Here is an 11,133-nt window from a genome sequence, read left to right on the forward strand (position 1 = left end):
GGTGGGGTTCTACTAGGTTCGACAATCAAAACGGCGGTTTTGTCGTTGGTATTCGATAGTGTGGTGGCTGACCCGCGGACCCGCGTGGTCATGCCGCGCGGCCGATCGCTTCGAACCGAAGCCCTGAGACCGCACGGATCACCGGCGAAATGGAGCAACCATCGTGGCTGTGAACACTGAGGATCCCTACGCACCCGATCAGGACGATCTGGACCCGCAGGAAACCGCAGAGTGGAAGGAATCCCTCGACGCGGTTGTCGAGGAGCGCGGCCCGGGACGTGGCCGCGAGGTGATGACGAGTCTGCTGGCGCGCTCGCGCGAACTGCATCTCAACGTGCCTCAGGTGCCGACGACTGACTATGTGAACACGATCGCCTCGGAGAACGAACCGGAATTCCCCGGCAACGAAGACCTGGAGCGCAAGTACCGTTCCTGGATCCGCTGGAACGCCGCAATGACGGTGCATCGCGCGCAACGACCCGGCATCGGGGTCGGCGGCCACATCTCCACCTACGCCTCAGCCGCCTCGCTGTACGAGATCGGCCTGAACCACTTCTTCCGCGGTCAGGATCACCCGGGCGGCGGCGACCAGATCTTCTTCCAGGGCCACGCCTCCCCCGGCATGTACGCGCGCGCCTTCCTCGAAGGACGACTCAGCGAAGATCAGCTTGACGGTTTCCGTCAGGAGCACTCGCACTCAGGCGGCGGTCTCCCCAGTTACCCGCACCCGCGTTTGCTACCCGACTTCTGGCAGTTCCCGACCGTGTCGATGGGTCTCGGCCCGATTAACGCGATCTACCAGGCCCAACTCGGCAAGTACCTCACGAACCGCGGCATCAAGGATGCGAGCGACCAGCATGTGTGGGCCTTCCTCGGCGATGGCGAGATGGACGAGGTCGAGAGCCGCGGCCAGCTCCAAGTCGCGGCCAACGAGGGTCTCGATAATCTGACCTTCGTCATCAACTGCAACCTGCAGCGCCTCGATGGTCCGGTCCGCGGCAACGGAAAGATCATTCAGGAGCTCGAGAGCTACTTCCGCGGTGCCGGCTGGAATGTCATCAAGGTGATCTGGGGTCGCGAGTGGGACGATCTGCTCGCGCGTGACACCGAGGGTGCGCTGCGCGGCGTCATGAACACGACGCCCGACGGCGACTACCAGACGTACAAGGCCGAGAACGGCGCCTTCGTGCGCAATCATTTCTTCGGTAAGGATCCGCGAGCACTCGCGCTGGTCGAGGACTACACCGACGAGCAGATCTGGGGACTTCGCCGCGGCGGACACGACTACCGCAAGGTATACGCGGCGTTCAAGGCCGCGACCGAGCACAAGGGCCGCCCGACGGTCATCCTCGCCAAGACCATCAAGGGCTACGGTCTCGGGCCGCACTTCGAGGGCCGCAATGCGACCCACCAGATGAAGAAGATGACGCTGGAAGATCTGAAGCTGTTCCGCGACACCATGCACATCCCGATCTCGGACGCGCAGCTCGAAGCCGATCCGTACCGCCCGCCCTACTACCACCCGGGCGAGCAGGACGAGGCGATCCAGTACGTTCACGAGCGCCGTCGCGAGCTCGGTGGCTATCTCCCGGAACGTCGTACCCGCTACGTCGATCTCGCGCTTCCCGAGGCGAAGAGCTATTCGATTGCGAAGCGCGGCTCAGGTCAGCAGGAAGCCGCGACGACGATGGTGTTCGTCCGTCTCCTGAAGGATCTGATGCGCGACAAGGGGCTTGGCAGCCGTATCGTGCCGATCATCCCCGACGAGGCCCGCACCTTCGGCATGGACTCCTACTTCCCGACGTCGAAGATCTACAATCCGCATGGGCAGAACTACCTCTCCGTCGACCGTGATCTGCTTCTCGCCTACAAGGAGAGCCCCGAGGGCGTGCTCCTGCATGTCGGCATCAACGAGGCCGGCGCATCGGCCGCGATGACCGCTGTCGGCACCTCCTATGCCACGCAGGGAGAGCCGCTGATTCCGGTCTACATCTTCTACTCGATGTTCGGTTTCCAGCGCACGGGTGACGCGATCTGGGCCGCGGGTGATCAGATGGCGCGCGGATTCATGATCGGCGCGACCGCTGGCCGCACCACGCTCACGGGTGAAGGTCTGCAGCACGCAGACGGACACTCCCTGCTGCTCGCCTCGACCAACCCCGCGGTCGTCGCCTACGACCCGGCCTACGGCTACGAGATCGGCCACATCGTGCGCGCTGGTCTCGAGCGCATGTACGGCGGCGAGCACCCGGAGCCGAATGTGCTCTACTACATCACGGTCTACAACGAGCCGATGCTGCACCCGGCCGAACCGGAAGATGTCGACGTCGAGGGCATCGAGCGCGGCATTCACCGTGTGAGCAGTGCTCCCGAGGGTGAGATCCGCGCCCAGATTCTCGCTTCGGGTGTCGCAGTCCCGTGGAGCATCGAGGCGCAGGAGCTGCTCGCGAAAGACTGGAACGTATCGGCAGACGTCTGGAGCGTCACGAGCTGGAACGAATTGGCACGCGACGGCGTCAATGCCGAGAAGCACAACTTCGAGAACCTCGGCGAAGCGCCGCAGACTCCCTACGTCACCGAGAAGCTCGAGGGCTTCGAAGGACCCGTGGTCGCTGTCAGCGACTGGGCGACTGCGGTCCCCGAGCAGATCCGCCCCTTCGTGCCCGGAGATTACTCCGTGCTGGGCGCGGACGGATTCGGGTTCTCGGATACTCGTGCAGCCGCTCGCCGCTACTTCCGCATCGATCGCGAGTCGGTCGTTGTGAAGGTGCTCCAGCGTCTCGCAGCGCAAGGCAAGATCGACGCAGACGTACCTCGCCAAGCGTTCGAGAAGTACCGGTTGCAGGATGTGTCCGCCGGAACCACCGGTGGTGCAGGCGGGGATGCCTGAGCCGAATTCCGCTCCCATGGATCAGTCCAAGACCCGAGAACTCGCATGGTTGCGTTCGATTACCGGCGAGCTCTCAACTCAGACGATCACCCGTCTCGAGGAGACGCTGCCCTGGTATGGCGATATGCCTCCGGGGCGGCGCTCCGCCGTCGGGCTGGTCGCGCAGACCGGAATCAGTTCGTTCATCCATTGGTACGAGGATCCGTCGGCGACCCCGTGGATCGCCTCTGACGTCTTCAGCTCGGCGCCCCGAGAGCTGCTGCGTTCGATCAGCTTGCAGGAGACGCTGCAGCTCATTCGCGTCGTCGTCTCGGTCGTTGAGGAACGCGTCGCCTCGCGCAGCGAATCCCTTCGGGAGGCGATTCTCCACTATTCCAGAGACGTCGCGTTCGCCGCGGCCGACGTCTACGCACGCGCAGCCGAGGCCCGCGGGCTCTGGGATGCCAGGCTCGAAGCGCTCGTGGTCGACTCGATCCTCACCGGTGAATCAGACGATGAGCTGCCCTCGCGTATCGCCGCTCTCGGCTGGCACGGCGACGGAGAAGCGGCGGTCTTGGTCGGCACTTCGGAGCGCGTCGTCGATGTCGATCAGATTCGCCGCACGGCGCGGCACTCGGGTGCCGACGTGCTCATCGGGCTCCAGGGCACGCGCCTCGTGCTGGTGCTCGGCCGGACCCCGCTCGAGCCTCGGGAACCGTCGACGTCGGCGCCCGAGCCACTCGACTTCATCGAGATCGCGAAGCGCCTCGCCCCCAGTTTCTCCGAGGGGCCTCTCGTATTGGGTCCCACGGTCGACAACCTCGTCGAAGCGTCGCGAAGCGCCAGGGCAGCGCTCGCCGGGGTCGCGGTGGCCCGTTCCTGGAGGAACGCGCCGCGCCCGGTCGCAGCCGACGACCTCCTGCCCGAACGCGCACTCGCCGGAGACGGTCTCGCTCGACGCACACTCATCACCGAGATCTACGAGCCCCTGACCGCGACCTCAGGTGAACTCCTCGAGACACTGTGGTGCTATCTCGACAATGGGCGCTCACTCGAGGCCACCGCCCGCGAGCTGTTCGTACACCCCAATACCGTGCGGTACCGACTGAAGAAGATCTCCGAGGTCATCGGGTGGAACGCCACCGGTGCACGGGAAGCACTGATCCTGCAATCCGCCCTCATCGTTGGTTCAATCGCCCAGCAGAGCGGTCGCCGCCAACCTCCTCGAGCGAACAGCGGTGCGACCCGGAAATAGCCCATCCGTACAACGGCACCCCGCGATTTCTTGTGCAGAATATGCAGGGATCTGCCCCAACATCTGAGAAACTGTAAGACGTGATTGTTATCGCCTGCCCCGGACAGGGGTCTCAAACTCCAGGATTCCTGACCGAGTGGCTCGAGGACTCCTCCGCACGAGCGTTCCTCGACGCGGCATCTGAGAGCAGCGGAGTCGACCTTGTCGCCCACGGCACCGTCAGCGATGCCGACACCATTCGCGATACCTCCATCGCCCAGCCCCTTATCGTCGCGGCCAGCCTGCTCGCGTGGCGCTCCCTGAACGACCGCACCGACCTGTCGAACGTCGGGGTCGCCGGGCACTCCGTCGGCGAATTCGCCGCAGCTGCAGCCGCAGGAGTGCTCTCCGATGCAGACGCGCTCTCGCTCGTCGGCGCCCGAGGTCGTGCAATGGCCGAGGCCGCCACTCGCGCAGAAACCGGCATGTCAGCGGTCGTCGGCGGCGTTGAGGACGATGTTCTCGCGAAGATCGCAGCGCACGGACTCACCCCCGCCAACCGCAACGGCGGCGGCCAGATCGTCGCCGCCGGTGAACTCGCCGGCCTCGAAGCACTTGCCGCAGATGCCCCGCGCGCGGCTCGCGTCATTCCCCTGCAGGTCGCAGGCGCATTCCACACGGAATTCATGGCCGGCGCGGTTCCCGTGCTGGACGAGGCCGCCGCGCGCATCACCGCTGCGGACCCGGTGCGCCCCCTCTGGACCAATTCCGATGGCTCGATCGTCACCTCTGGTAGCCAGTTCATCGAGCTGCTCGTCTCGCAGATCGCGAACCCGGTGCGCTGGGACGCCTGCATGGACGGATTCCAGACAGCGGGTATCACCGGACTCATCGAGCTGGCACCCGCCGGCGCGTTGACGGGTATCGCGAAGCGCGGCCTCAAGGGGATCCCGACCGTGGCCATCAAATCCCCTGCCGACCTCGATGCGGCCGTCGCTCTCATCACCGACGCGGCCTGACCGAAAGGACTAGAGCATCATGGCATCTCTCGTGCAGCCCACCGGGCCCTCGCACACGCGGATCCTCTCGGTCGGCGCCTCCCGCGGCGACCGAGACGTTCCGAACGACGAACTGGTCGGCCCCATCGATTCCTCCGACGAGTGGATTCGTCAGCGCACCGGCATCATCCAACGCCGCCGGGCGAGCGCGTCCGTCGCAGCCGTCGACCTGGCAGTCGCAGCGGGCGAGGAGGCCATCATTCGCTCGGGGCTCGATCGATCCGAGATCGACGGTCTCATCATCTCGACCATCTCGAACGTCGCGATCACTCCATCGATGGCGGCTCTCGCGGCGCACCGGCTCGGGATCACCCCCGCTGCCGCGTTTGATATCTCTGCCGCCTGCGCAGGCTATGTCTACGGCGTCGCCCAGGCCGACGCGCTCGTCCGTGCCGGCACCTGCCGCAACGTGATCGTCATCGGCGCCGAGAAAATGTCTGACCTCGTAGATCCGACCGACCGCAGCATCTCGTTCCTGCTCGGCGACGGCGCCGGCGCCGTCATCGTGGGTCCGAGCGATCACGGCGGCATTGGCCCGACGGTGTGGGGTTCAGACGGCGAGAAGTGGGACACCATCCGGATGACCAGCACCTTCGAGGAGTACCGCAAGGATCCGACAAGCGTGCCGTGGCCCACGCTTCGCCAGGACGGCCAGACCGTCTTCCGCTGGGCGGTGTGGGAGATGGCGAAGGTAGCACGCCAGACCCTGGAAGCCTCCGGGATTCAGCCCGAGGACCTCGCAGCGTTCATTCCCCATCAGGCCAACATGCGCATCATCGACGAGTTCGCAAAACAGCTGAAGCTCCCGGAGTCTGTGGTCATCGCTCGCGATATCGCGTATCAGGGCAACACTTCAGCCGGCTCGATCCCGCTCGCAATGCACGCCCTGCTCGAAGAGCAGCCCGAGCTCTCGGGTGGCCTCGCGCTCACCATCGGCTTCGGTGCCGGCTTGGTGTACGGCGCGCAGGTCGTCGAACTGCCCTAGAGCCCTACGATCTACTATTCTGTACCGACCCCGTTCATAACCAAGGAGAGAACATATGGCATTCAGCAACGAAGAGATCCTCGCGGGCCTCGCCGAGCTCATCAACGACGAGACCGGCATCGCCGCTGACGTCGTCGCACTCGACAAGTCGTTCACCGACGACCTCGACATCGATTCGATCTCGATGATGACGATCGTCGTCAACGCCGAGGAAAAGTTCGACGTGAAGATCCCCGACGAGGAAGTCAAGAACCTCAAGACCGTTGGCGATGCAGTCGACTTCATCTCACAGGCACAGGCCTAAACACTCCGGTCTCGAGCGGGCGCGCCGCGTCCCCGGATACTCGCGCCCGCTCAGCCCGACTCCCTTCATACTTTCTCGCATCGAGCCAAGACCTCTCGGAGTACACAGTCATGAGCAAGAAGATCGTCATCACCGGCATCGGCGCCTCGACGCCGCTCGGCGGTACCGCCCCTGAAAGCTGGGAGGCGCTGCTGGCCGGAGAGAGCGGGATCCATACGCTCACGCACGACTGGCTCGACGAATACGATCTCGCTGTGCGTTTCGCCGGCGAGGCCAAAGTGCGGCCCGAAGAGGTGCTCGAACGTCCAGTCGCCAAGCGACTCGACCCTTCGAGCCAGTTCGCGCTCATCGCCGCCAAAGAGGCATTTGCCGATGCAGGTGCACCCGAGATCGAATCAGAGCGCCTCGGCGTCGACTGGGCCACTGGCATCGGTGGTCTGTGGTCGCTGCTCAACGGTTGGGACACGCTTCGCGAGAAGGGCGCCCGTCGAGTGCTGCCCCTCACGGTCCCCATGCTGATGCCGAACGCTCCAGCCGCGGCGGTCTCGATGCATCTCGAAGCCCGTGCCTATGCACGAACGGTGGCCTCTGCGTGCGCTTCAAGCACGGAATCACTCGCCGCAGCTTATGATCACCTGCAGGCCGGCCTCGCCGACGTGGTGATCGCTGGTGGCTCGGAGAGTGCGATTCATCCGATCACCGTCGCTGCCTTCGGTGCGGCACAGGCGCTTTCGAAGCGCAATGACTCCCCCGAGACCGCCTCGCGACCCTACAACATCGACCGCGACGGCTTCGTCATGGGCGAAGGGGCCGCAGCGCTCGTTGTGGAGACGGAGGAACACGCACTCGCTCGCGGAGCCAAGATCTACGCTGAGCTCGCGGGCGGCGGCGTCACCGCAGACGCCTACCACATCACTGCCAACGACCCCGAGGGCAAGGGTGCCAGTCGCGCCGTGCAGATCGCGCTCGAGCAGGCCGGTGCAACGCCCGATGAGGTCACACACATCAACGCCCATGCAACGTCCACCCCGGTCGGTGATATCGCCGAGTACGCGGCACTGCACAAGGTGTTCGGTAATCGTGTCAAGGAGATCCCGGTCTCGGCGACCAAGGCCGCTACCGGCCACCTGCTCGGCGGCACAGGTGCGCTCGAGGCGCTCTTCGCGGTACTCGCGGTGCAACAGCGGGTTGCGCCCCCTACGATCAACCTGGTGAATCAGGACCCTGAGATTCCGCTCTCTGCGTCCGTTGACCCGCAGCCTCTCGGCGACGGACCGCAACTCGCGATCTCGAACTCATTCGGCTTCGGGGGACACAACGCTGTCGTCGCGATTCGTTCTTACGAATAGATCCTTCCGCGTTCAGGCATTCCGGGGTGCGTCCTGGCCTGCTCTGAACGCAGACACGGTCGGATCACCCGCGACCCAGAATCGCCAGGGGAACTTCGGCCCTCCGGCCTCCCCCGCGACCCCCACGCGCGGTCCCTGGGAGATGGATTCATGAATCTCTCCGCCGCCAGTGACGAAGGCGGGCAGTTCGAGACCGAACGGTGCCGCCTCGAGCGAGAGTCCGTCGTGGGCCCCACGCGTGATGCCGAGTGCTGCAGCGACGTTGCCCGGTCCTCTCGCTAGACGAGAACTCGGTACAGTCGCAGCGCTCATAGAACTCCGCGAACTGCTGCGCTTCGCATGGCGCCGTTCGCGCGCGAGCTGCTCGCCCTCAATGATTTCACCCGCACGAATCAGTACCCCCGACGCTTCGCCCTCTGGGGAACACACGAGGTTGAGTGCGAAGTGCATACCGTAGCTGAAATAGACGTAGGCGTGCGCCGGAGGGCCGAACATCGAGGCGTTGCGTTCGGTTCGGCGCTTCCGCGCATGCGAGCCAGGGTCGTAGGGACCTGGTGCGCCGACACCATGGTAAGCCTCGACCTCGGTGATGCGGAGCGTCACGCGGCCCTCTTCCGAGTCGAGGGAGAGGCGCCCTCCGAGCAGCCGCGGGGCGACTTCGAGGGCAGGGCGTACGAAGCAGGCGCTGAGCCCCTGCCCGGTTTCGGGTGTGGGCTCAGCGCCTGCTTCGTACCGTATCGAATCGAACGTCACTCGGCGATATGCGAGTGCAGGAACCAACGATCCTTGTCGAGCTGCTGCGCGAGCGCGATCACGATGTCCTGGCTCACCAGGTCGACGTCGTCAAGACCCTTCACCGCATCGTAGATCGTGTTCAGCGTGGAGTCGATCTGCTCGATGACCTCACGGATCGTGACCTCCGACTGCTGGAAGCCGGGGCTCAGCTGCGGGTTGCTGGTGCGCTCGGCGACGCTCGAGAGTCGAGCGTCGATCGGGAGCCCCAGTGCCACAATGCGCTCAGCGACCGTATCAGCCCCATCATGAGCGTGGGCAACGACATCGTCGAGGAACTCGTGCACGCCGATGAAGTTCGCACCGCGCACGTGCCAGTGCGCCTGCTTGCCGTTGACGCCGAGTGCGATGAGATCGTGAACTACCGGGGTGAGGTAGTGCGCGACACCGCTGGGACGATCGACATCACCCTGGGCTGCGGGAATCTGTGTCTGTTGAACCGTCATGAGTTGCCTTCCTTTCGATGGCTTGTGACACCAACGATACGCTCATTTGAGCAGGACGCAAGCAAGGTTAGGCTGCGCTGAATCACAAGAAATCTCTGGTCACAGCAAGGAAAGGCAAGCCTTGCCTATGTGCTGGAAGTGGGGCGTGCGGGGCTTGAACCCGCGACCGACGGATTATGAGTCCGCTGCTCTAACCGGCTGAGCTAACGCCCCTGGGCAACTCCTCGATCTTAGCGGAATCGATGCGGTCAATCGCTCAGGGCAGCGTCGGAATCGTACCGGTGACCGGGTCGAGAGCAGATTTGCCGACCTGCGGATGGTAGCGGGCGAGGCCCAGCACACCGGTGATGGCGATCGCACCCGAGATCAGGAACCCGAGCACCGATATCCAGGAGGCGCCGGCAGCTTCGCCGAGCACTGTGATCCCGATCAGGATCGCAATGATCGGGTCGACCACAGTGAGTCCGGCGACCACAAGGTCGGGAGGGCCTGACGAGTACGCATTCTGCACGAAGACCATGCCGAGGAGCGCACCGGTCACCAGTGCCGCGACGCAGAGCCAGGTGAGGCCGTCGAAGTCCTGCTGCTGGAAGCGACCGATCACCGTCTTCGCGAAGGTCGCCACGAACCCGTAGAGCACGCCGGCGCCCACGATGTAGACCAGCGCGAAGCTGCGGTGCCTGAAGAGAAGAAACAGAGTCACGGCCACCGAGAGGACCGCGGCGAATGCGATCAAGATCACGATGAGGTGTTGATCGGTCACCGGATTGTCGGAGGCCGAGAATGCCGCGACCGTCACGAAGATCACGACTCCGGCCACGGCGAGACCGATGCACAACTGTGCAGCACCGCCAAGACGTACTCCGCTCATGCGGGAATTGAGCACCGAGGTGATGACGAGTCCGACCACGCCGATCGGCTGCACGATGATGAGCGGTGCGAGCGACAGAGAGAGCACCTGGAATACGACGGCCAGGCCGAGCAGGGCGGTGCCTATCACCCACGATGGTCGGCGGAGCATACTGAGGAGGTGGCGAATCGAAAGGCCCGCGCCTGCGCTCTCCCCCGTCAGACGCTCGACCTTGTTGAGCCCTCGCGACTGGTACTGGGCCCCGAATGCCAAGAGCGCCGCCCCCAGGAGGGCCGCTGGGATTCCCAGCAGCTGATAGGGGCTGAGCGCGACGACCTCCGCAAGACCCGGGGTCACTACCGGTGGTCCCCTCGCATCAGGTCGACCAGCCGGCGCGCCGCACGCGGTACTTCGTCGTTCACGATGATCTCGTCGAATTCCTCAGCCGAGGCGAGCTCGATCTTCGCCGTTTCGAGGCGACGCGTGCGCTCCTCCTCATCCTCGGTTCCGCGACCCACGAGCCGATTCACGAGTTCGTTCCAACTGGGTGGCGCGAGGAAGACCAACCTCGCATCTGGCATGGTCGCGCGAACCTGCCGCGCGCCCTGCAGATCGATCTCGAGCAGCATGGGGTTGCCGGCGCGTGCGGCTTCGAGCACGGGGCCGCGCGGGGTGCCGTAACGGTGCCGATTGTGCACGGTCGCCCATTCGAGCAGCTCGTCCTGTGCGAGCATCCGGTCGAAGCCCTCATCATCGACGAAGTAGTAGTGCTCGCCCTCGACCTCACCGGGACGCGGGGCACGAGTCGTCGCCGACACCGAAAGCCGCACTTCAGGGAAGTGCTCACGCACATAGGCGGCGACGGTCCCCTTGCCGACGGCGGTAGGGCCGGCCAACACGGTGAGCGGTGGCACACCCGCGTGTGGCAACGCTCCCGCACGCTCGCGCACGAACGTATCGAGCCTTGTCCGCTGTTGCGGGCCCAGACCGCCAAGACGCTTCCGAGGCGAGATCGCGAGATCAGCGAGCAGACGGTCGGCCTTCACCTGACCGATCGCGGGGAACGAAAGTAGAAAGTCTGTGACACGCAGTGTGGCTGCCGGGCTTCCGGGAACGAGCGACTGCTCGAGCGCCTTGAGCGGCGACAGCGCACCACTGCGGAGGCGTGCCTTCAGGTCGGCACGAGCACGTCGCGCCGCGATCGCCGCACGATTCGCCGCCACCCGGTCGACCTCGGGCATGGCCC

10 protein-coding genes and 1 tRNA gene are annotated in these 11,133 nt (G+C 64.9%); 6 read left to right on the forward strand and 5 right to left on the reverse strand.

The genetic code is table 11. From position 1 onward, the window contains the following. Nucleotides 1-163 precede the first annotated feature (163 nt). The 6 genes from aceE to ACUYV6_RS04315 all read left to right on the forward strand — a co-directional run bounded on the left by aceE (nucleotide 164) and on the right by ACUYV6_RS04315 (nucleotide 7,799). Nucleotides 164-2,890: a pyruvate dehydrogenase (acetyl-transferring), homodimeric type gene (gene aceE, locus ACUYV6_RS04290; protein WP_449277407.1), complete on the forward strand. Its 2,727-nt coding sequence runs from the start codon at nucleotides 164-166 to the stop codon at nucleotides 2,888-2,890. Nucleotides 2,891-2,906: 16 nt separating this feature from the next. Continuing rightward, complete coding sequence (locus ACUYV6_RS04295) at nucleotides 2,907-4,124, forward strand: PucR family transcriptional regulator (RefSeq protein ID WP_449277408.1); 1,218 nt, start codon at nucleotides 2,907-2,909, stop codon at nucleotides 4,122-4,124. Between the two features lie 80 nt (nucleotides 4,125-4,204). After that, entirely contained in the window at nucleotides 4,205-5,122 is a 918-nt protein-coding gene (locus ACUYV6_RS04300) for an ACP S-malonyltransferase (protein WP_449277409.1), read from the forward strand. A gap of 19 nt (nucleotides 5,123-5,141) precedes the next feature. After that, nucleotides 5,142-6,146: a beta-ketoacyl-ACP synthase III gene (locus ACUYV6_RS04305; RefSeq protein WP_449277410.1), complete on the forward strand. Its 1,005-nt coding sequence runs from the start codon at nucleotides 5,142-5,144 to the stop codon at nucleotides 6,144-6,146. Nucleotides 6,147-6,201: 55 nt separating this feature from the next. Continuing rightward, nucleotides 6,202-6,450, forward strand: a complete 249-nt coding sequence (locus ACUYV6_RS04310) for an acyl carrier protein (protein ID WP_449277411.1) — start codon at nucleotides 6,202-6,204, stop codon at nucleotides 6,448-6,450. 110 nt (nucleotides 6,451-6,560) lie between these two features. Continuing rightward, on the forward strand, nucleotides 6,561-7,799 hold the full coding sequence (locus ACUYV6_RS04315; protein WP_449277412.1) for a beta-ketoacyl-[acyl-carrier-protein] synthase family protein: 1,239 nt from the start codon (nucleotides 6,561-6,563) through the stop codon (nucleotides 7,797-7,799). Between the two features lie 12 nt (nucleotides 7,800-7,811). Here the strand turns inward: ACUYV6_RS04315 and ACUYV6_RS04320 are convergent, their stop codons facing one another. The 5 genes from ACUYV6_RS04320 to gmk all read right to left on the reverse strand — a co-directional run bounded on the left by ACUYV6_RS04320 (nucleotide 7,812) and on the right by gmk (nucleotide 11,128). Then, a complete protein-coding gene (locus tag ACUYV6_RS04320; protein WP_449277558.1) occupies nucleotides 7,812-8,537 on the reverse strand; it encodes a DNA-3-methyladenine glycosylase in 726 nt (241 codons plus the stop codon). Nucleotides 8,538-8,548: 11 nt separating this feature from the next. Continuing rightward, nucleotides 8,549-9,037, reverse strand: coding sequence for a Dps family protein (locus ACUYV6_RS04325; protein ID WP_449277413.1), 489 nt, complete (start codon nucleotides 9,035-9,037; stop codon nucleotides 8,549-8,551). A gap of 139 nt (nucleotides 9,038-9,176) precedes the next feature. Continuing rightward, nucleotides 9,177-9,250: transfer RNA gene (locus ACUYV6_RS04330), tRNA-Ile, on the reverse strand. Between the two features lie 43 nt (nucleotides 9,251-9,293). Further along, on the reverse strand, nucleotides 9,294-10,244 hold the full coding sequence (locus ACUYV6_RS04335) for a multidrug DMT transporter permease (protein WP_449277414.1): 951 nt from the start codon (nucleotides 10,242-10,244) through the stop codon (nucleotides 9,294-9,296). Continuing rightward, a complete protein-coding gene (gmk, locus tag ACUYV6_RS04340) occupies nucleotides 10,244-11,128 on the reverse strand; it encodes a guanylate kinase (protein ID WP_449277559.1) in 885 nt (294 codons plus the stop codon). The genes ACUYV6_RS04335 and gmk overlap by 1 nt, the downstream gene beginning before the upstream one ends. Between the last annotated feature and the right edge of the window lie 5 nt (nucleotides 11,129-11,133).

The organism is Leucobacter sp. GX24907, from assembly GCF_053567335.1.

Excerpts from the sequence above, each read along its gene's own strand:
- ACUYV6_RS04295 (WP_449277408.1), top strand. The coding sequence starts at position 2,907 with ATGGATCAGTCCAAGACCCGAGAACTCGCATGGTTGCGTTCGATTACC.
- ACUYV6_RS04305 (WP_449277410.1), top strand. The coding sequence starts at position 5,142 with ATGGCATCTCTCGTGCAGCCCACCGGGCCCTCGCACACGCGGATCCTC.
- ACUYV6_RS04310 (WP_449277411.1), top strand. The coding sequence starts at position 6,202 with ATGGCATTCAGCAACGAAGAGATCCTCGCGGGCCTCGCCGAGCTCATC.
- ACUYV6_RS04315 (WP_449277412.1), top strand. The coding sequence starts at position 6,561 with ATGAGCAAGAAGATCGTCATCACCGGCATCGGCGCCTCGACGCCGCTC.
- ACUYV6_RS04325 (WP_449277413.1), bottom strand. The coding sequence starts at position 9,037 with ATGACGGTTCAACAGACACAGATTCCCGCAGCCCAGGGTGATGTCGAT.
- gmk (WP_449277559.1), bottom strand. The coding sequence starts at position 11,128 with ATGCCCGAGGTCGACCGGGTGGCGGCGAATCGTGCGGCGATCGCGGCG.